Here is a 19,911-nt window from a genome sequence, read left to right on the forward strand (position 1 = left end):
ATATGTCTGAACCGACAGCAACGCCGTCCGCCCGCCGCGCATTGGTGATGGGTCCGAGCGGTTTCGTCGGTTCGCACGTCACGCGCAAACTCGTCGAGCGCGGCGACGACGTGCGGGTGTACCTGCGCAAGACGAGTTCGACCGTGGCCATCGACGACCTCGACGTCGAACGGCGCTACGGCGACCTGTACGACGACGAAGCCCTTCGCGCGGCAATGGCCGACCGCGACGTCGTCTACTACTGCATCGTCGACACCCGGTTCCATCTGCGTGACCCGGCACCGCTGTTCGAGACCAATGTCAACTGCCTGCGCCGGGTGCTCGACGTCGCGGCGAAGGCCGGCCTGCACCGATTCGTGTTCTGCAGCACCATCGGAACGATTGCGCTCGGCGACCGACGTCGGCCGGTGACCGAGGACATGCCGTTCGACTGGGGCGACAAGGGCGGGGCATACATCGAGTCGCGCCGCCAGGCCGAGGAACTGGTGCTGTCCTATGCTCGCGACCGTGGCTTGCCCGCGGTGGCGATGTGTGTGTCGAATCCCTACGGACCGCTCGATTTTCAGCCGCACCAGGGACTGATGGTGCAGTATGCCGCGTTGGGCAAGATCCCCTTTTACATCGAGGGGGTGTCAACCGAGGTGGTCGGCGTCGAAGACGTCGCCGAGGCCTTCCTGCTCGCCGCCGAACACGGCAAGGTGGGGGAGCGCTACATCATCTCCGAGAGCTACATGCCGATGCGAGACATGCTGACGACGGCGGCGAAGGCGGTCGGGGCGAAACCGCCGCGGTTCGGCGTCCCGCTTCCCGTGGTGTACGCGACGGTCTGGGTCACCGCCCTGGCCGCTCGGCTGGTGCGGCGGGAGATCCCGATGAACACCACCGGAATCCGCCTGTTGCACATCATGGCGCCCGCGGACCACAGCAAGGCGACACGCGAACTCGGCTGGCACCCGCGGCCCACCGCCGAGTCGCTCGAGCGGGCCGCGCGATTCCACGTCGAACAAGCAAGAAAGACGGCTGGCGAATGACCGAAGCCGACCTCGTCGAGATCGAGGCAATCAAACAGTTGAAGGCGCGCTACTGCCGCCTCCTCGACACCAAGGACTGGGCGGCGTGGCGCACTCTGTTCGCCGACGACTTCCTCAGTGACACTTCGCCCGCCGGCGGCAAGGAGATCCAAGGCGCCGACGAGTTCGTCGCATTCACCCGCAAGAGCCTGCGCAACCAGGCCACGGTGCACCAGGTGCACGCTCCCGAGATCGAACTGACTTCGCCGACGACGGCCCGCGGTGTGTGGGCACTCGAGGACGTCGTCCGGTTCGGGCCCGGTGTCAACCTGCGCGGCTACGGCCACTATCACGAAACCTACGAGAAGGTCGACGGACAGTGGCGCTTCAAGACCTCGACGCTGACCCGGCTGCGTGAAGACGTCTTCAACGGCCTTGTCGCCGTCTACATCTCCGACCGGATCCGCAAGCTGATCCTGAAGGCCTCGCGTCGCGCTCTGAGGTGACGGCGGTCAGGACCGGATGAACTCCAGCAGGTCGGGGTTGACGACGTCGTGGTGGGTGACGAACGCCCCGTGCGGATAACCCGGGTACGTCTTCAGCGTGCCGTTCGGCAGCAGCTTCGCTGACAGCAAACCGGAATCCTCGTACGGGACGATCTGATCGTCGTCACCGTGCATCACCAGAACCGGAATGGTGATCGTCTTCAGATCCTCGGTGAAGTCGGTCTGCGAGAACGCGACGATGCCGTCGTAGTGCGCCTTGGCGCTGCCCATCATGCCTTGGCGCCACCAGTTTTCGATGATCGCCTCCGACGGCTCGACCCCGGGCCGGTTGAACCCGTAGAACGGACCGGCCGCCAGCGAGCGATAGAACTCCGACCGGTTCGCGGCCAGCTGAGCCTGCAGATCGTCGAACACCTCCTTCGGCTGGCCGCCGGGATTGGCGCCGGTCCTGACCATGATCGGCGGGACCGAGCTGATCAGCACCGCCTTGGCGGCGCGGTCCTGCCCGTGGCGCGCGAGATACCGCGCCACCTCGCCGCCGCCGGTCGAATGGCCGATGTGCACCGCGTCGCGAAGGTCGAGATGCTCGACGACCGCCGCGAGATCGTCCGCGTAGTGGTCCATGTCGTGACCGTCGGGTACCTGGGCCGACCTGCCGTGTCCGCGGCGATCATGCGCGACCACTCGGTAACCGTGCTGCAGGAAGAACAGCATCTGCGTGTCCCAGTCATCGGCCGACAGCGGCCATCCGTGGCTGAACACGATCGGCTGGCCCGAACCCCAGTCCTTGAAGAAGATGTCGACGCCGTCGCTCGTGGTGATCGTGGGCATGCTGGCTCCTCCTGGGTGGAACGTCAGGCTATGCGCACTTTGCCACGCTCGCCGCCCTTTCGCGCGGGTTCCGGAACGCGCTCAGCTGGTCCACGGTCACCTCGTCAGGACGGTCGCGGCCGCGGTCCCGGGTGCGCCGTAGAGCTGAGCGAAGCCGACCTTCGGCTCGCCGGGAACCTGGCGATCGCCTGCCTCGCCACGGAGTTGCCGCACCAACTCGTGGATCTGGCGCAGGCCCGACGCGCCGATCGGCTCGCCGTTGGCGATCAGCCCGCCGTCGGTGTTGATCGGCAGTGACCCGGTGATCTCGGTGGCCCCGTCGGCGAGCAACTTCTCCTGATCCCCGTCAGCGCAGAACCCGCACTCGGCCATGTGGATGATCTCGGCGCCTGCGTCGGTGTCCTGTAACTGGATGACGTCGACGTCCTGCGGTGCCACACCGGCCTTTTCAAACGCCGCCCTCGCGGCGTAGACGGTGGGCGCGACGTCCTCTTCCACGGGCGCGAACGTCGTATTCACCTCGTAGGCACCGTACTTGCGGGTGCGGACCTCGACCGCCCGCAGGTACACCGGCTTGGAGGTGTAGCGCTCGGCGATGTCGGCGCGGCACATCACGACGGCGGCCGCGCCCTCATCGGGAGCGCAGAACATGTACTGCGTCAGCGGATAGTTCAGCATTGTGGAGTTGAGGATCTGCCCTTCGGGGATGGGCTTGCGGCGGAACGCGTTGGGGTTCAGCGCGCCGTTGCGGAAGTTCTTGGCGGCAACCTTGGCCAGCGTCTGCTGGGAGATGCCGTGCTCGTGCAGGTAGCGGTTGGCCTTCATCCCGAAGAACTGGGTGGTGAGGTACTGGCCGTTCTCGGCGTACCACTGTGGCATGCCCACCAGTGCGGGGTCTTCGGTGAAGGCGCCGCGCGGATGCTTGTCCAGCCCGATCGCGATGCCGATGTCGTAGTCGCCGAGTCGGATGCCGTCGGCGCACGCCTTGGCGGCGCTGGCCGCGGTGGCGCAGGCGTTGAACACGTTGGTGAACGGGATGCCCGACAGCCCGACCATGCCGACGATCGCGTCGGGGTTGGCGACGGTCCAACTGCCTCCGGTGGCGAACTGGACGTCTTTCCACTCGACACCGGCGTCGGCGACAGCGGCGAAGATCGCGTCGACCCCCATCTCCATCGCGGACTTACCCTCGAAGCGTCCGAAGGGATGCAGTCCGACACCGATGATCGCCACGTCGTGCATGCCCGATCCTCTCTGGTCAACCCGATCCGACGTGTAACTGTAACTCTTACAGTATCGTAATCGGCGTGGCCCCGGTCATCGAGAACAAGCCGACGTTCTGCCGGATCTGCGAGCCGTTGTGCGGAATGATCGCGACGGTCGAGGACGGCCGCTTGGTCTCCTTGCGGCCCGATAAGGACCACCCGCTGTCGTCCGGTTTCGCCTGCCAGAAGGGCATCGCGTTCACCGAGGTCGTCAACGATCCGGATCGGGTGACTCGGCCGCTGCGTCGCGGGCCGTCCGGCTTCGAAGAGGTGACCTGGGATGAGGCGATGGCCGACATTGCGGCCCGCCTGTCGGAGATTCTGCGCCGCCGCGGCTCCGGCGCCGTCGGCTGGTACATGGGCAACCCCGGGGCGTTCAGCTACGCGCACACCTTCGCGGCGCTGTTGTTCATGAAGGGACTCGGCCGTCACGGCCACTACTTCACCGCGTCTTCGCAGGACACCAACAGCAGGCTCATCGCGAGCCAGCTGCTCTACGGGGTGCCGACGTCGGTGCCGATTCCCGATCTGACGCGCACCGACCTGCTGGTCATGATGGGAGCGAATCCCATTGTGTCTCACGGTAGCTTCCTCACCGCGCCGCGGATCAAGGACCGCATGCACGCCATCGTCAAGCGCGGTGGGCGTGTGGTGATCATCGACCCTCGGCGCAGCGAGACGGCCATCGCGTTCGAATGGCTCGGCATCGTCCCGGATACCGACTCGCTGCTGTTGCTCTCGCTGCTGCACGTCATGTTCGCCGAAGGACTGGTCGACGTGGCCGCGTTGAATCGCAAGGCCGACGGCGTCGACTGGCTGCGGTCGCTGTGCGGGCCCTTCGCCCCGGAGTCGACGGCCGCTTTGACCGGGGTCGACGCCGACAGCGTGCGGGCGTTGGCGCACGACCTGGTGAACGCGCCGCGGGCGGCGGTCTACGGCCGGCTCGGCACCTGCGTCGGCAGCCACGGCACGCTGACGACGTATCTGATCGATGCGGTGAACCTGGTGGCAGGCAACCTCGACGTGCCGGGCGGTTCGGTGTTCAGTTCGATGCACACGATGGGCCAGCGGTGGCAGAACGTCGCGATGGGCGCGGTGATGCGGCGGTCGTACCGGCGGAAGCGTTCGCGGATCAGCGGGACGCCGAGCGCGATCGGTTCCGAGCCCGCGGCGTTGATGGCCAAGGAGATCACGACACCGGGCGAGCGTCAGATCAAGGCGCTGTTCGTCTCGGCCGGTAACCCGGTGCTGTCGGTGCCCAACGGCGAGGAACTCGAGTCGGCCTTCGGCGAACTCGAGTTGTCGGTCGCGCTCGACTTCTACGTCACCGAGACCAGCGCGCAGTGTGACTACATCCTGCCGGTCACGACGATGTACGAACGCGACGACTTCCCGTACACGTTCCAGGGCTTTCAGGCCACGCCGTTTCGGCAGGCGACCGAAGCCGTCCTCGCACCGGTGGGCGAGGCGCGTGGGGAGTGGGAGATCGCCGAGGACCTGGCGCGGCGACTGGCCCGTCGTGTGCCCGCCTTTGCGATGTTCTCCGGTGTGCGAAAACTGGGGCAGTTGTTGGGTTTCGAGGTGTCGCCGCGGGCCATGATGGACGGCCTGGTGCGGCTGTCGGAGGGTGGCGATAGGTTTGGCTTGCGACGAGGCGGGCTGTCGCTGCGACGGTTGACCCAAGAACATCCGCACGGCGTCGTGGTCGCACCGCACATCCGTACGGGCGTGCTGCGCGATGCGGTCGGCTATCCGTCGCGCCGGGTTCGGCTCGCGCATCCGGGGATTCGCGCCGAGTTCGACAAGTTGGCGCGGCGCGCGGCACCCGATGGCTATCCGCTGCGGATGATCGGCTTGCGCGAGCCGCGTTCGGAGAACTCGTGGATGCACAACTCACCGCTGTTGATGCGCGGCGATCGTCGTCAGCACGCGCTGATCCACGTCGACGATGCGGCAGAGCGCAACATCGTCGACGGCGACGACATGCGGATCACGTCGCCGTACGGCGCCATCACCGTTCCGGTGGTGACGACGAAGGATCTCGTTCCGGGTGTCGTCGCGGTGCCACACGGATGGGGGCACAAGGGAACCGGAAGTTGGCGGCTGGCCAACCGCGCCGGCGGCGCGAACGTCAACCAGCTGACGTCCAGCGATCCCGACGATGTCGAAGCGCTGTCGGGCATGGCCTGGCTGACGGGCGTACCCATCCGCGTCGAGCGGGCCTAGTTTTTTGCGCGAGCGTGCGTGTTTGCACACGACACGCCGCGCAAGAGCAGCAGTTTCCGCACGCTTGCGGGTGCCGACCGTGCGTGAAGCGCCGAACATCCACGGCGTGTCGTGCGCAGACACGCACGCTCGCCGGGTCACGTGCTACGCGATGGCGCCCTTCTCCTTCAACGCCTCGATGCGGTCCCAGTCCATGCCGATGTCCATCAGCACCAGTTCGGTGTGCTCGCTGGCCTGCGGCGCGCGCGTCGTCTCCAGTGGCTCGTGATTGAACTGCACCGGCCCCCGCACGACCTTGAACGGTTTGCCGCCGTCGCCCGCCTCCACCTCGACGACCATGTCGTTGACGAGTGCCTGCTCGTCTCTGGTCAGATCGATGAAGCTCTGGAACGGCGCCCACTGACCCTTCATGGTCTTCAGCCGTTGACGCCAGTACTCGAACGGCTTACTGCTGATCTTTTCGCGGATCAATTCCGCTGCCGCGGCGGCGTTTTCGATCAACGGCATGACGTCGCAAAACCGCGGGTCGTCGGCGAGCTCCGATAGTTCCAGATGTTCGAACGCGTCGCGGATGTACCCGGTCGGGCTGACGATGCACAGGTTGATCGTGCCGCCGTCGGAGGTCAGGTAGTTGGCCATGAACGGGTTCACGCTCGGGCCCGTCGCATCGGGCATCAGCGAGCGCATGGTCTCGCCGGTCTCCATGCCCTGCGTCACGCTGGCTCCGCCCGCCCACCACGCGGTGCTCAGCAGCGAGACATCGATCTCGACCGCCTCGCCGGTGCGCATCCGGTGGAACAGCGCGGCCGAGATCCCGCCGGCGATGTTCATCCCGCCGATCGAGTCGCCGAAGGCCGGGATCCCCTGCGACAGTGCGCCGCCGATCTCCTCAGGGGTAAGGGCGTGACCGACACCGCTGCGCGTCCAGAACGCGGTGCCGTCGAAACCGCCGGTGTCGCGCTCGGGCCCTTTGTCGCCGTAGGCGCTGCCGCGCGCGTAGATGATGTCGGGGTTCGCCGCCCGGATGTGCTCGACGTCGAACTTGTTCTTCTGCCGTTGCGCGGGAAGGTAGTTGGTGAGAAAGACGTCGGAGGTCTTGGCGATCTCGTAGAGCACTTCTTGGCCCTCGGGAGTCGAGACGTCGATGCCGACACTGCGCTTTCCGCGGTTGGGGTGTTCGATCAGCGGGTGGCGGTTGGGATCGAGTTGAAATCCGCCCATGTTGATGAACCCGCGTTGGGTGTCACCGCGCACCGGGTGTTCGACCTTGATGACGTCAGCGCCCCAATCGGCGAGGATCGCCCCCGCCGCCGGGACGAACGTGAACTGCGCGACCTCGAGGACCCGCACGCCCTCCATGACCTTGACCAAATCGGCTCCTCGTACCTGGGCTCCGGCTGTTGAATAAACTTACTGTAAGCATTACAGTTAGTCGTCCTGCAAAGTCCGATTGTACGAGGTAGCTGGTGAGTGACGTCGAAGAACGGATCGAGTCCAGCGTCGATCTCGGCGAACGGGCGGCTGCGCGCGCCGAACCGCGGATGCTCATCGACGGGCGACTGGTGCCGTCGGTGTCGGGCGCCCGATTCGACAACTCGAGCCCGGCCACGGGCCGGTTGCTGGGCAGCACGGCTGCCGCCGAAGCCGAGGACATGCACCGCGCGATCGCTGCCGCCCGTCGGGCCTTCGACGAATCCGACTGGGCCACCAACCGGCGGTTGCGCGCGCGGTGCCTCGATCAGTTGCAGTCCGCGATCGAGGCCGAGCAGGAGGAACTGCGCGAGGAGCTGATCGCCGAGGTCGGCTGCCCCGTGATGACGACACTGTCCGCACAACTGGATTGGCCGCTGGCCGACGGCTTGGGCTATCCCGCGCGGCTGATGCTCGACTTCCCGTGGGAGCGCACCCTCGACGGCGGTGGGCTGTTCGGTGACCGGAACGTTCGCACCGTGGTCAAGGCTCCGGTCGGCGTCGTCGCCGCGATCACGCCGTCCAACTTCCCGATCGAGGTCATCCTCAACAAGCTCGGACCCGCACTCGCGACCGGAAATACCATCGTGCTCAAGCCCGATCCGAACACGCCGTGGAACGCCACCCGGCTCGGCAAGCTCATCGCTGAGCGCACCGACATCCCGCCGGGTGTGGTCAACGTGGTGACCACACCGTCGAACGACGTGGCGGGTCTACTCGGCACCGACCCACGTATCGACATGATCTCGTTCACCGGCTCGACCGGGGTCGGCAAGCTGCTCATGCGGCAGGGCGCCGACACGATGAAGCGAATGTTCCTGGAATTGGGCGGCAAGTCGGTGTCGATCGTGCTCGACGACGCCCCACCCGCGGCGATCATCGGATCCGCGGTCGGGGTCTGCGTTCACGCGGGGCAGGCCTGTGCGGCCACGACGCGCATGCTGGTGCACCGGTTGCTCTACGACGACGCCGTCGCCAGCATCACCGCCGCCTATCAGGCTGTCCCGGTGGGAGATCCGGTCAATCCCGACACGCTGGTCGGCCCGGTGATCAGCGCCGCGCAGAAGAAGCGTGTACTCGACGCGATCGAGCAGGCGCGTGCCGACGGTGCCGAGATCACCGCGGGCGGTGGATCGGTCGCCGATCTGCCCGTCCATCTCGCCGAGGGGCACTATGTGGCGCCGACGGTCATCGTCGGTGTCGACAACAGCGCGGCGATCGCGCAGCAGGAGGTGTTCGGCCCCGTGCTGGTCGTGCTGCCGTTCGACGACGACGACGAGGCGGTGCGGATCGCCAATGACAGCGCATACGGGTTGGCCGGCGCGGTTTCGTCGCGCTCACTGGAGCGGGGGATGGCTATCGCCCGCCGCATTCGCACCGGTTCGTTCGGCGTCAACGGCGGCATGTTCTACGGGGCGGACGCCCCGTTCGGCGGATTCAAGAACAGCGGTGTCGGAAGGCAGTGCGGCGTCGAGGGTTTCGAGCAGTACCTCGAGACCAAGACGATCGCCTATCGCGCTCCGAAGAAGAACGCTACGCTGCCGCGATGATCGCTTCGGCGTGCTCGAGGATGCTGTCGAGGATGAAGCCGAAGTCGGTGTCGTCGGCGAACCCGATGTAGCGGCCGCCGTCGTCGCGCTGGGCGGGAAAGCCTTCGGTGCGTTCCTGAAGTCGTTCGAGAACCACCGAACCCCGGATGTGTACCGAGATCGCGCCGTACGTATCCGCGGCCTGGTCGACGGTGAGCCCCGCTTCGACGAGCGCCCCGATCGGCTGCCCCAGTTTCTGCAGGGCACCGTGCATCGCGCGATGTCCGTACTGCCCGCGGATCAGCACGAGATCGCAGAGGATCGGATCCGCGCGAAACCGCTTCCGCATGGTCAAGGCGTGATCGCGCAACGACTCTCGCCAATTCGCGGCGGAGATGGTCGGCACCGTGAACTCGAACCGCTCCAGCGCCCGGTCGGTCATCGCGTCGAGCAGATCGTCCTTGCGGCGGAAGTACCAGTAGATGCTCGTGACACCGACGCCGAGATGTTTGGCGAGCTGCGGCATGCTCAGGTTCTCGATCGAGACCTCCTGTGCGACCCGCAGTGCGCCCTCGAGTATCTCCTCGGCGCTGATCGACCCACGATCGCGGCGGGTACGCCCGCTTCCGGCTTTGGCCACGGATCAGCCGGCTGGTCGGAACGTCACCGGTAGCGCCGTGGGCGACCGGAAGGGTTGGCCGGCGATGTGTGGGTTGTCGTCGGTGACGAGCTCGATGTCGGTCATGCGGTCCAGCAGGCATTCCAGCGCCACCCGTGTCTCCATGCGCGCGAGATGCAACCCCATGCAGGTGTGCTCACCGGCCGCAAAGGAGATGTGCGGCATGCGCTTCCGGAAAATGTCGAAGTCCTCGGAACGCTCCCACCGGTTCTCATCGCGGTTGGCCGATCCGATGCACACGTCGATCACCGAACCCTTGGGTAGGAGGACCCCTTCGAGTTCGGTCTCCTCGGTCGCATAGCGCTGCACGGTGGTCAACGGGGTTTCATACCGTAGGCCTTCTTCGATGGCCGAGCTGACGAGTTCCCGGTCGGCCCGGACGGCGGTGAACTGATCGGGGTGGGTGAGTAGGAGATACAGCAGGTTTCCCGAGGATCGGTAGGTGGTCTCCAGGCCGGCGGGTAGCAGCAGCCGCAGGAACGAATAGATCGACTCGTCGCTGAGTTTCTCGCCGTCGATCTCGGCGCTGACCAAGTCACCGATGATGTCTTCGGTCGGCTTGGACCTGCGCTTGTCGATCTGCGTCATGAAGTAGTCCTTCAGCGCGGTCGACGCCTCGAATGCACGTTTGTATCTGACGTGGTAGCTGATCAACTCGACCGCCCGCTTGCGGAACCAGGGCAGGTCCTCCTCGGGCAGACCCAGCAGCTTGGAGATGACGCGGGTCGGGAATTCGAACGTGAAATCGCGCACCAAATCGGCGTGCCCGTCCTCGACGAACTCGTCGATCAAAGCAATCACCACCGGGCGGACGACCTCGGGTTCCCAGCGCGCCAACGACTTCGATTTGAAAGCCGCGGACACCAGATTGCGGTGGTCCCAGTGCTTCTTGCCCTCCATCGCCAGGATGGTCGGCCCGATGAACAGGCCGATGGTGTTGTCGTAGATGTGCGAGTTGAACGCCTTGCCGTCGCGGAAGACCCGGTTGACCGCATCGAAAGACACAGCGGCATAGAGGTTCTCCGGCATGGCTTCGGGGGCTTGGGACCAGTCCATGACGCTGCCGCGGAACACGCCGCTGGTCTCCCGTCGCTTCTGCGCGAACAGGGGATAGGGGTCGCGCAACAGGTCGAAGGTCTCGTCGACCGTGACATCCTGTACGGGGCTATCCACGGCTGATCTCCCTCGTCTGGTCCGGACAGGTAACCCGCATAAGTACTGTAAAGCTTACAGTATAGGTCTACGCCACGATAGATGGCGGCGGTCAGAGGTGCACGGGCGCGCCCGCGATCATCGAGTTGATGAAGCCGGCATCGACCGGAATGTCCTGGCCGGTGATCCACCGCGCCTCCGGGGGCCGAGGAACGAGATCGCCGGCATGATGTCGTCGACCGAGCGCTCGGGCTACGCATGGCGCGCAACCGACGCAGGGGTCGGCTCAGGCGTTCGCGCTGATCGCCTGCTCGCGGGCCCACCGGTAGTCGGCCTTGCCGGCCGGGCTGCGCTCGATCGTCGAGCGGAACACGATCGCCTTCGGAAGCTTGTATCGCGCAATGGAATTCGCGGCGTGATCGATGAGTTCCTGAGCCTCGACGCTGGCGCCATCTACGAGGGCGACCACCGCGACCACCTCCTGGCCCCACCGTTCGCTTGGCCTGCCCGCGACCACGACGTCCGCCACCGCGGGATGCGACAGCAGCGCGGTCTCGACCTCCTCGACGAAGATCTTCTCGCCGCCGGAGTTGATGGTCACCGAATCGCGTCCCAGCAGTTCGATGGAGCCGTCGGCCTGATGGCGGGCACGGTCGCCCGGAATCGAGTACCGCACACCGTCGATCACCGGGAAGGTCTTGGCGGTCTTCTCCGCATCTCCCTTGTACCCCAGCGGCACATAGCCCCGCTGCGCCAACCAACCGATGCCGTCGTGTCCAGGTTCCAGGATCGCGCTGAAATCCTCGGCCGCGACGAAGGTGTCCGGGCCGGCGTTGAACTTGCCGGTCGACACCGCGCCGGGCGCCGACATGTGGTTCATCTGAATACCGGTCTCCGACGAGCCGACGCCGTCCATGACGATCAGCCCGGGTTTGACGTCGATGAGCCGCTGTTTGGCGGTCGGAGTGAGCAGCGCCCCGCCGTTGGCCACCACCGCGAGCGACGACAGGTCGGCCGAGCTGCGCTCGATCGCATCAGCGAGCGGGCGTGCGACCGCGTCGCCGACCACCTGCACCACGAGGGCCTTCTCGCGCTCGATTGTCGCTACCACTTCGTCGGCGTCGAGGCTGCCGGGATTGGCGGTGAACACGATGGTCTGGCCCGTGGTCATCGCGGTCATCGCGGCCCACTGTGCGGCGCCGTGCATGAGCGGCGGCAGGGTGAGGATCTTGGTGCCGGGTCCCTCCGCCACCCGTTTGGCGATGTCGTCGAGCGAGGTGATGAGCTCGCCGGTGGCCATGTTCCGGCCGCCGAACGAGGTCATGAAAATGTCGTGCTGGCGCCACAGGACACCCTTCGGCATGCCCGTAGTCCCGCCGGTGTAGAGCACGTAGAGGTCGTCGGGCGAGGGCTCGATGGGCGGCAGTACCGGGGTGCCTGAGCCGACGATCGACTCGTAGTCGACGGCGCCGTCGAGCAGATCGTTGCCGGAGTCGTCGGCGATCTGGATGAGCACCCGGAGATTGGGCAGGTCCGGCAGCACCTCCGCGACGCGCGGTGCGAACGCCGCGTGGTACAGCAGCGCGCTGGCGCCGGAATCGTCGAGCAGGTACTGCAATTCGTTCTTGACGTAGCGGTAGTTGACGTTGAACGGCGCCACCCGCGCCCGCCACGAGCCGAGCATGCCCTCGATGTACTCCGGGCCGTTGTAGGCGTAGATGCCCAGCAGGTCCTGGCCCACCTCGTGGCCGGCGAGCTCCGAGCGTTCGACGTGGCAACCCAGCCCGCGGCTGTGCAGGAACGCCGCCAGACGGTTGGCGCGCTCGACGACCTGGGCGTAGGTGTATCGGCGATCGCCCTGGACGATGAACTCGCGGTCGCCGATCACGGCGGCGACGGTGTCGGCGGCGGCCGGGACGGTGAACTGTGTGGTCACAGACATCGTGCCTTTCAAGGCTGGTGGGCAAGCAGTTTGATCATCAGACCATTGGCCTCGGATAGTACGTTGCCGTCCCCGTCCGTCATCTCCGCCCTCACGAAGAGTTTGCGCCCCTCGACCGAGTCGATCCACGCCCGCGCCTCGAGCGGTACATCGATGGGCGTCACCCGCCGGTAGTCGACGTGCAGGTATGCGGTCCTGCTGTCGGGGCGCCCGGCCGCCGACACCACCATCCCGAAGTGCCAGTCGTAGAACAGCGGGATGACGCCGCCGTGCACGGCGTCGTTGCCGCCGACGTGGAACCGGCTGAAGTGGCCGCGCATCGTCACCTCGTCCGGGCCGGACGTCACCACCTGCCACGGCGGCATCAACGGGTGGCCGTTACCGGGCAGATTGGGGGCCCGACCGGCAGGAGCGACGCCCGCCGGGGCCTGGTGTTCCTCCAGGCGCTCGCACACGCTCTCGAGCAGAGCGGCAGAGTCGTTCCACAGCGCAGCATCGGGATCGCTGGAAACCGTGATGTTCTGCAGCCGGCGCAGCGCCGCGACGAAGCGACCCATCTCCGGGGATCCCAGGGCCGGTTTGACCCTGGCGAATTCGCGAATGTCGTCCTCGGTGTCGGTCACTGCGCGACTACTTCCGTATGTCGATCAACTCGTCGGTGGTGGCCGGACACCGTGATCACGGCGACGTCGGGTCTCACACCGACGCCGGAACTTCGTAAAACTGCTGAGCCCACTTCCGCAGCGCCATATACGGTTTCGCGTCGACGCGGGACAGGGCGGGGTTCTCGATGTACTCCTGGTAACGCCAGATGTTCAGGTCGTCCCACACGGTCCCCATGAACTGACGCTCGACCTTCTTGCGTACCTCCTCCGGCGGGACGTCGGAGGTGTCACCGGGCAGCCTGGGCCACCAGATCGAATAGAACATGTCCGAGTAGCCGTCCTCGACCGGCGTGCACGCGAAGATCAGTCGGTGGTTCGACGAACCCTCGAAGGCGCTGATCGCGAACCCGAGGCCGGACAGATGGCTGTGGATGTAGAGGGCCATTTTGTCCGGGTCGTCACTGGAGGCGTCGGGCCAGCCGGTCAGAAAGCGCCACTCCTCGTCGGCGATCTCCCAGGTGAGGCACTTCGGGGTGACGGTCGCGTGGTGCACGTAGTGGAAGTGCGCGCTGTCGGGGCCGTTCTCCGCGACGATCTGGGGGTGCACCGGCTCGCGTTCCGCGCGGCTCGAAAACTCCGGGTAGGGGCGGTAATACGCGTCTTCGTCGGTCGGGAACTGCGGGAACTTGTGGAACAAGTCCGGCAGCTCCCACCGCGGCGGCTCACCCTCGGGGTGATGCCAGGCGAACACGCAGCCGTACTGCTCCCGCACCGGAAAGACGCGCAGCCTCAGCGCCCTGTTCGGCCGGTCGGGGTGGTAGGGGATGTAGCGGTTGGTGCCGTCCGGTCCCCACCGCCAGCCGTGGAAGGGGCATTCGACACAGTCGCCGACGACCTTGCCGCCGTGGCCGATGTGCGCGCCGAGATGTCGGCAGTGCGCGGAGAGCACGTGCAGCTCACCGGCCTCGTCGCGATAGGCCACCAGATCCTCGCCGAAGTACCGCAACGGCCGTGTCTCGCCGACGGCGAATTCGGCGGACCAGCCGATCATGAACCAGCCGGTGACCTTCCAGGTGAACGGTACTTTCATGCCGCACAGCCTCCCGTCTCCACGAACTAATGGAAGAGCTTACAGTAGCGGTTTCAGCAAGTGCCACACGTGTCTGTTCTGTCAAAATCCGCCGGTGGTGCGCTGCAATACTGTAATAGTTACAGTATCTCCGCTTCTGGACGTGAAGGCTGACCTGTGACGACATCCGACACCACCCGCTTCGACGCGATCGTCGTCGGGGCCGGGTTCTCCGGTCTGTACGCGCTGCATCGGCTGCGAGAGCTGGGGCTGCGCACGGTCGTGCTGGAAAGGGCCGAAAACGTCGGCGGCACATGGCTGTTCAACCGGTACCCAGGCGCGCGCTGTGACATCGAGAGCATCGAGTACTCCTACAGCTTCTCCGAGGAGATCCAGCAGGAGTGGGTGTGGACCGAGACGATGCCCCGCCAGCCCGAGATCGAGGCATACCTGAACTTCGTCGCCGATCGGCTGGATCTTCGGCGCGACATCCGGTTCCACACCGAGGTCACGGAGATGACCTTCGACGACGCCGCCTCCGAGTGGCAGGTGCGGACCGCGAATGGGGACATCCTCGTCGCACCGTTCGTCGTGGCGGCGACCGGCATCCTGTCGGTCCCGAAGGAACCGGAGATTGCCGGCATGGACGCCTTCGGCGGGCTGTCACTGTTCACCAGCCGGTGGCCGAAGGACGACGCCGACCTGACCGGTAAGCGGGTCGGCGTGATCGGGACGGGTTCCACCGGGGTGCAACTGATCCCGGTCGTGGCCGAGCAGGCCGGCCACCTCACCGTGTTCCAACGCTCACCGGCCTACACCCTGCCGTGGCAGGTCCGCCCGTTCGACGACGGGGAACTCGACGAGCTGAAGGCGAACTACGCCGAGATACGTGCGGCGCAGCGTGAGCACATGGTGGGCGCGGCTCGGCTGAGCGCGTTCTCGGTGATGTTCGACATGATGACCAGGCCGCCACTGAAGTCCGCGTCGCGCGAGGAGCAGATACGCGCCGTCGAGGAGGGCGGCATCATCGGAGCGCTCAGTTGGGGCGACGTCTTCTTCGACATCGAGGCCAACCAGATGGCCGCCAAGCTCTACGGCGAAGCGGTCGCGCGCATCGTGAAGGATCCTGTGACCGCTGCGGCGCTGACCCCGACCCATCCGTTCGGTTGCAAGCGCCCGATCATCGACCAGGGCTACTACGAGACGTTCAACCGCGACAACGTGACGCTGGTCGACCTGCGCAAGGGGCCGATCGTGGAGGTCACGCCGAAGGGAATCCACACCGAACAGGGCGACCACGACCTCGATGTGATCATCTACGCCACCGGATTCGACGCGATGACCGGGGCGATGTCGCGCATCGCCGTCACCGGCCGCGACCAGATGTCCTTGGGCGACTTCTGGGCGACCGAGGGCCCGTACACCTACCTCGGGATCGCGGTGGCGGGCTTTCCCAATCTGTTCATCATCCAGGCACCCGGAAGCCCCGCGCCCGCAAGCAACTTCGTGACCGCCCTCGAACACCACGTCGACTGGATCGGCGACTGCATCGAGTATCTGAGGCAGAACGGGTACCGAAGCATCGAAGCGCTGCCCGAGGCCCAGCGGGAGTGGATCGCACAGGCGACCGCGCTCGTCGCCCCGACCGTGCTCGACCATCCGACGTGCAACTCCTGGTACAACGGCGGCAATGTGCCGGGCAAGAAGCGCATGTACATGGGCTACACCGCGGGGATTCCCGAGTACCGGCGTCGTTGTGGCGAGGTGGCCGATGCCGGCTACACCGGGTTCAAGCTGGCATGAAAGCAGCAGAACGCGCCTACCGTATCGGTTGCGACTTCGCGGGCGTGTTGCCGCGGGCGCGAGCTGCGGTGGCCGCGCCCGGTGATTGGAAACCGCTGTCGCGCAGGGGTCTCCGGCAACTCGGGGAGGTCGTCCTCGACGAACTGGCCCTGTCGGGGATGACATTGACCGCACCGCCGCCGAAGGTGGAGCGCACCGTCGAGTCCTGCGCGGCGGCGGCCGACGCGTTGACCGGGCTGGGCATGGCCGGCGTGCACGTCGCACCGGATGAGCTGCAGCCCGCGGCTATTCGGCAGCGCCGGTTCGCCCGGACCAGATACGAGCAGCTGACCTTCGAACACGATCCCCATCTGCCCGCGGCGCTGGCCGAGTTCGGCGGTCCCGCGACGGCGGTGGTGCACCTGTGCCGAACCGGCGACGAGCCGCGACCGTGGCTGATTTGGGTGCACGGGGCAGGCCAGGGGCTACCGATCGACCTGGTGTTCTCGCGGGCCCGGTGGTTGCAGGAGCAACTCGGATTCAACATCGCGTTACCGGTGCAGCCCGGGTGTGGGGTGCGGCGAGATCGGTGGCCGACCTATCCGAACATGGACCCGCTGAACAATGTGGCGGGCTTGATCCGCGTGGTCTCCGAGGTGCGTGCGGTGATTCGATTGCTGCGTCCGCAGGTGAGGGCCGTCGCGGTGTCGGGTGTTTCGATGGGAAGTCCGGTGGCGGGCCTGGTGTCCCACCTCGAGGAGGTCGACGCCGTGGCGGTATACACCCCGATCTTCGGGCTCAACGCGATGATCGCCGCGCACCTGGGACGGTGGGGGCCGTCGGTACACGACACGATCGAGCTGTTGCGGTCCGAGCCCGTGGAGCGGGTCATGTCGGTGGTCGACTATCAGGCCGTCGAGCCGACGGCGCCGCCCGAGCGCCGGCTGATCGTCGGCGCCAGCCACGACCAGATGGCGCGGCGGGAACCCGCCGAACGCCTGCACGAGAGGTGGGGCGGCGAAATGTACTGGCACCCGGGCAGCCACGTCGGCCACCTCTTCGCGGGCGGCGTGCAGCGTGCGTCGGAGCGATTCCTCGCGGCGGTCAGCGGGAGTGGGGTTCGATGACGACGAGCACGGCCGCGGTGCCGGGCGGCATCGACGAGGTCGACGCCGGCTGGCTGACCGAGGCGCTCCGCACCGACGCGGGCCTCGGCGACGCGACCGTCGACGACGTCCGCGCCGAGCAGATCGCGATGGACAGCGGCTTCTCGTCGCTGCTGTACCGGCTGCACCTGACCGGAACCGGTGTCCCGCCCACGCTGATCGCGAAGCTTCCCGCGGTGTCAGAGGCGCGCGGCGCGATGGAGTTGTTGGGTGGATATCGACGCGAGCTGGCCTTCTACCGCGACGTGGCAGGGCGTGCCCCGATGGGCACCCCAGGGGTGTACACCGCCCGGATGGCCGACGACGGCGTGGAATTTGTATTGCTGCTCGAGGACCTGTCGGACTGGGACAACGCCGACCATCTGGCCGGGCTGTCCATGAACCGCGCCCGGACCTGCATCGCGCAGCTGGCGGGCTTGCATGCGTGGGCGTGCGAATCCGCCGTCCTGGAACAGTTCCCGAGCATCGACACCCCGACCGCGCGGGACCTGCTGTTGCCGGCGTTCGGGCCGGGGTGGGAGATCTACTGCGCGAACACCTCGGAGAACGTGCCGCCGGCGGTGGCCGCGTTCGCGGAACGATTCGCCGAACGCGCAGTGGAGGCGCTGCCGGTGCTCAGCGAGCGGAACATGTTGCTGCACGGCGATATTCGTGCCGACAATCTCTTCTTCTCCGGTGACCACATGAAGGTCGTGGACTTTCAATTCGCGGCGCGCGGCGCGGGGGCGACCGACGTCGCCTACCTCGTGACCCAGGGCCTGCCGCAAGCGGTCCGGGAGGGCCACGATGAGGCGCTGCTGCGCGGGTACCTCGACCACGTCGCCGCGCATGGAGCACCTGACTATGAATTCGACGAGGCGTGGCGGCACTACCGGTTCGCGGCCGTCTACCTGATGGTGCTGCCGGTGATCACGCTCAACGGGTGGGACGCGCTGCCGGAACGATCGCGACGCCTGTGCCTGACGCTGACCGATCGGGCGGTGGCCGCGATCGACGCGATCGACGCGTTGGAGGTGTTCGGATGAGCCGGTCGGCGCGCGAGGTGGTGGAGCTGTACAACCTGGTGGCCTGGAACAAGGCGGATTTCGAGCTGGCCGATGAGCTGTTGGGCGAGACGGTGATTCGTCACGAGGTGGGGGAGCCGGCGCACATACTGACCCACGAACAGGCGGTGCGCCGAGTGGTCGACATGTGGGAGGTGTCGGAGAGTATTCGCTTCGACCTGAACCTGGTGGTGGCGGGCGACGACGGAGAGCACGTCGCGATCGTCTACCAATCCCCGATCAAGATGAAGGACGGCACGCAGACCACGATCGGCAGTATGGAAGTCTTCCGGGTGGTCGACGGCAGGATCGTCGAGGTGTGGAACTGCGGCTACAAACAAGGAGTCTGGGCGTGACCCAATCTGTACACGACGAACTGGGCTACTACCTGTTGGCCGGCGCCGGGGGTGAGGGCCCGGCGAGCCTGATGGACGAGGCCCGGCGCGGCGAGGAGCTCGGATTCGGCACCGCGTTCATTTCCGAACGGTGGAACGTCAAGGAGGCGTCGTCGCTCGTCGGTGCGGCGTGCGCCGTCACGTCGCGCATGCAGATCGCTACGGCGGCAACGAATCACAACACGCGCCACCCGCTGATCACCGGCTCGTGGGCGACGACGATGCACCGGCTCTCCGGTGGCCGGTTCACCCTGGGCATCGGCCGTGGGGTCGCGGCGATGTACGGCGCATTCGGCATCCCGCCGGTCACGACCGCGCAGATGGAGGATTTTGCGCAGGTCATGCGCCGGCTGTGGAACGGCGAGGTGATCTTCAACCACGACGGACCGATCGGCAAGTATCAGGTGCTCTTCCTCGATCCCGACTTCCGCGAGGACATCCGGCTGGCGATCGTGGCGTTCGGCCCGCAGACGCTGGCGCTGGGAGGGCGGGCGTTCGATGACGTCATTCTGCACACGTACTTCACCCCGGAGACGTTGCAGCGCGCGGTCAAGACCGTCAAGGACGCCGCCGAGCAAGCGGACCGCGATCCGGCCAGCGTGCGGGTGTGGTCGTGCTTCGCCACCGTCGGCGACCATTTGCCCGAGGAGTTGCGGCTGAAGAAGACCGTGGCCCGGCTGGCCACCTATCTGCAGGGCTACGGCGACCTCCTGGTCAAGACCAACGGTTGGGATCCTGCTGTGCTGCAACGCTTCCGCGACGACAAGGTCGTGCAGTCGATCCCCGGCGGCATCGACCACAAGGCCTCGCCGGAGCAGATCGAGCACATCGCGACGCTGATCCCCGACGAATGGCTGGAGCCTGCCGCGACGGGGTCGCCCGAGCAGTGCGTCGACCGGGTGCGCAAGGAGTTCGACTACGGCGCCGACGCGCTCATCATGCACGGCGCGACGCCGGACGAACTCGAGCCGATCGTCGAGGCGTACCGCGCGTCCGCGTGAGCTGATTTCACCTAGTACCGCCAGCTGCCCCCCCCATCTGCCCCCATCTGCGCGAGCGTGCGTGTCTGAACATGACACGCCGCGAGATGTGCGCAGTATGCGCACGCTCAGTGTGCCGCGAGCGTGCGCAAAGTGCCGAGAAACTGCGGCGTGTCGTGTGCAAACACGCACGCTCGCGGAAGTGAGCTAAGGAGTGATGGTCGTGCGGGCGACCGGTTCTGCGGCGGCCTGGCGGCTGTA

The 19,911-nt window shown here is 66.5% G+C and carries 17 protein-coding genes; 9 read left to right on the plus strand and 8 right to left on the minus strand.

Annotated features, from left to right (window positions below; all coding sequences use genetic code 11):
* Positions 1 to 2: 2 nt before the first annotated feature.
* Together A5650_RS05810 and A5650_RS05815 are read left to right on the plus strand one after the other, a co-directional pair.
* Positions 3 to 1,031, plus strand: coding sequence for an NAD-dependent epimerase/dehydratase family protein (locus A5650_RS05810; protein WP_067287494.1), 1,029 nt, complete (start codon positions 3 to 5; stop codon positions 1,029 to 1,031).
* A complete protein-coding gene (locus A5650_RS05815; RefSeq protein WP_067287427.1) occupies positions 1,028 to 1,516 on the plus strand; it encodes a nuclear transport factor 2 family protein in 489 nt (162 codons plus the stop codon). The genes A5650_RS05810 and A5650_RS05815 overlap by 4 nt, the downstream gene beginning before the upstream one ends.
* A 6-nt stretch (positions 1,517 to 1,522) precedes the next feature.
* On the opposite strand, the gene A5650_RS05820 is transcribed toward A5650_RS05815, so the two are convergent.
* Together A5650_RS05820 and A5650_RS05825 are read right to left on the minus strand one after the other, a co-directional pair.
* Positions 1,523 to 2,347 (minus strand): alpha/beta fold hydrolase, encoded by an 825-nt coding sequence (locus A5650_RS05820; protein ID WP_067287431.1) that lies wholly within the window; start codon positions 2,345 to 2,347, stop codon positions 1,523 to 1,525.
* Positions 2,348 to 2,443: 96 nt separating this feature from the next.
* Positions 2,444 to 3,589, minus strand: a complete 1,146-nt coding sequence (locus A5650_RS05825) for a thiolase family protein (RefSeq protein WP_067287434.1) — start codon at positions 3,587 to 3,589, stop codon at positions 2,444 to 2,446.
* A 125-nt stretch (positions 3,590 to 3,714) separates the two neighbouring features.
* On the opposite strand from A5650_RS05825, the gene A5650_RS05830 reads away from it, so the two are divergent.
* Entirely contained in the window at positions 3,715 to 5,838 is a 2,124-nt protein-coding gene (locus tag A5650_RS05830; protein WP_067287497.1) for a molybdopterin-containing oxidoreductase family protein, read from the plus strand.
* Positions 5,839 to 5,982: 144 nt separating this feature from the next.
* On the opposite strand, the gene A5650_RS05835 is transcribed toward A5650_RS05830, so the two are convergent.
* Positions 5,983 to 7,197, minus strand: a complete 1,215-nt coding sequence (locus A5650_RS05835; protein WP_067287438.1) for a CaiB/BaiF CoA transferase family protein — start codon at positions 7,195 to 7,197, stop codon at positions 5,983 to 5,985.
* Positions 7,198 to 7,304: 107 nt separating this feature from the next.
* On the opposite strand from A5650_RS05835, the gene A5650_RS05840 reads away from it, so the two are divergent.
* The gene (locus A5650_RS05840) at positions 7,305 to 8,858 is read left to right on the plus strand and encodes an aldehyde dehydrogenase family protein (protein ID WP_067287441.1); all 1,554 of its coding nucleotides are present in this window, start codon (positions 7,305 to 7,307) and stop codon (positions 8,856 to 8,858) included.
* Here the strand turns inward: A5650_RS05840 and A5650_RS05845 are convergent.
* The 5 genes from A5650_RS05845 to A5650_RS05865 all read right to left on the minus strand — a co-directional run bounded on the left by A5650_RS05845 (position 8,842) and on the right by A5650_RS05865 (position 14,305).
* A complete protein-coding gene (locus tag A5650_RS05845) occupies positions 8,842 to 9,477 on the minus strand; it encodes a TetR/AcrR family transcriptional regulator (protein WP_067287445.1) in 636 nt (211 codons plus the stop codon). The two genes, A5650_RS05840 and A5650_RS05845, sit on opposite strands and share 17 nt — an antisense overlap.
* A gap of 3 nt (positions 9,478 to 9,480) precedes the next feature.
* On the minus strand, positions 9,481 to 10,689 hold the full coding sequence (locus tag A5650_RS05850; RefSeq protein ID WP_067287448.1) for a cytochrome P450: 1,209 nt from the start codon (positions 10,687 to 10,689) through the stop codon (positions 9,481 to 9,483).
* Between the two features lie 265 nt (positions 10,690 to 10,954).
* Positions 10,955 to 12,610, minus strand: coding sequence for an acyl-CoA synthetase (locus tag A5650_RS05855; RefSeq protein ID WP_067287453.1), 1,656 nt, complete (start codon positions 12,608 to 12,610; stop codon positions 10,955 to 10,957).
* A gap of 8 nt (positions 12,611 to 12,618) precedes the next feature.
* Positions 12,619 to 13,233, minus strand: coding sequence for a PaaI family thioesterase (locus A5650_RS05860; RefSeq protein ID WP_067287456.1), 615 nt, complete (start codon positions 13,231 to 13,233; stop codon positions 12,619 to 12,621).
* Between the two features lie 73 nt (positions 13,234 to 13,306).
* Positions 13,307 to 14,305 carry an aromatic ring-hydroxylating oxygenase subunit alpha gene (locus tag A5650_RS05865; RefSeq protein WP_067287459.1) on the minus strand — a complete coding sequence of 333 codons (999 nt, stop codon included), beginning with the start codon at positions 14,303 to 14,305 and terminating at the stop codon, positions 13,307 to 13,309.
* Between the two features lie 156 nt (positions 14,306 to 14,461).
* On the opposite strand from A5650_RS05865, the gene A5650_RS05870 reads away from it, so the two are divergent.
* The 5 genes from A5650_RS05870 to A5650_RS05890 are packed head-to-tail and all read left to right on the plus strand — an operon-like array spanning position 14,462 to position 19,671.
* Positions 14,462 to 16,087: a flavin-containing monooxygenase gene (locus A5650_RS05870; RefSeq protein WP_067287463.1), complete on the plus strand. Its 1,626-nt coding sequence runs from the start codon at positions 14,462 to 14,464 to the stop codon at positions 16,085 to 16,087.
* On the plus strand, positions 16,084 to 17,193 hold the full coding sequence (locus A5650_RS05875; protein WP_067287467.1) for an alpha/beta hydrolase: 1,110 nt from the start codon (positions 16,084 to 16,086) through the stop codon (positions 17,191 to 17,193). The genes A5650_RS05870 and A5650_RS05875 overlap by 4 nt, the downstream gene beginning before the upstream one ends.
* Positions 17,190 to 18,257: a phosphotransferase gene (locus tag A5650_RS05880; protein ID WP_067287470.1), complete on the plus strand. Its 1,068-nt coding sequence runs from the start codon at positions 17,190 to 17,192 to the stop codon at positions 18,255 to 18,257. Before A5650_RS05875 ends, A5650_RS05880 begins: the two co-directional genes overlap by 4 nt.
* Positions 18,254 to 18,631: a nuclear transport factor 2 family protein gene (locus A5650_RS05885; RefSeq protein ID WP_067287474.1), complete on the plus strand. Its 378-nt coding sequence runs from the start codon at positions 18,254 to 18,256 to the stop codon at positions 18,629 to 18,631. The genes A5650_RS05880 and A5650_RS05885 overlap by 4 nt, the downstream gene beginning before the upstream one ends.
* On the plus strand, positions 18,595 to 19,671 hold the full coding sequence (locus tag A5650_RS05890) for a TIGR03857 family LLM class F420-dependent oxidoreductase (protein WP_502687049.1): 1,077 nt from the start codon (positions 18,595 to 18,597) through the stop codon (positions 19,669 to 19,671). The genes A5650_RS05885 and A5650_RS05890 overlap by 37 nt, the downstream gene beginning before the upstream one ends.
* Positions 19,672 to 19,911 lie beyond the last annotated feature (240 nt).

The organism is Mycobacterium sp. 1164985.4 (assembly GCF_001668575.1).
Classification (GTDB): Bacteria; Actinomycetota; Actinomycetes; order Mycobacteriales; family Mycobacteriaceae; genus Mycobacterium.

Coding starts and splice junctions, on each gene's coding strand:
- A5650_RS05815 (WP_067287427.1), top strand. CDS start 1,028: ATGACCGAAGCCGACCTCGTCGAGATCGAGGCAATCAAACAGTTGAAG.
- A5650_RS05865 (WP_067287459.1), bottom strand. CDS start 14,305: ATGAAAGTACCGTTCACCTGGAAGGTCACCGGCTGGTTCATGATCGGC.
- A5650_RS05875 (WP_067287467.1), top strand. CDS start 16,084: ATGAAAGCAGCAGAACGCGCCTACCGTATCGGTTGCGACTTCGCGGGC.
- A5650_RS05820 (WP_067287431.1), bottom strand. CDS start 2,347: ATGCCCACGATCACCACGAGCGACGGCGTCGACATCTTCTTCAAGGAC.
- A5650_RS05810 (WP_067287494.1), top strand. CDS start 3: ATGTCTGAACCGACAGCAACGCCGTCCGCCCGCCGCGCATTGGTGATG.
- A5650_RS05835 (WP_067287438.1), bottom strand. CDS start 7,197: ATGGAGGGCGTGCGGGTCCTCGAGGTCGCGCAGTTCACGTTCGTCCCG.
- A5650_RS05830 (WP_067287497.1), top strand. CDS start 3,715: ATGATCGCGACGGTCGAGGACGGCCGCTTGGTCTCCTTGCGGCCCGAT.
- A5650_RS05855 (WP_067287453.1), bottom strand. CDS start 12,610: ATGTCTGTGACCACACAGTTCACCGTCCCGGCCGCCGCCGACACCGTC.
- A5650_RS05825 (WP_067287434.1), bottom strand. CDS start 3,589: ATGCACGACGTGGCGATCATCGGTGTCGGACTGCATCCCTTCGGACGC.
- A5650_RS05885 (WP_067287474.1), top strand. CDS start 18,254: ATGAGCCGGTCGGCGCGCGAGGTGGTGGAGCTGTACAACCTGGTGGCC.
- A5650_RS05880 (WP_067287470.1), top strand. CDS start 17,190: ATGACGACGAGCACGGCCGCGGTGCCGGGCGGCATCGACGAGGTCGAC.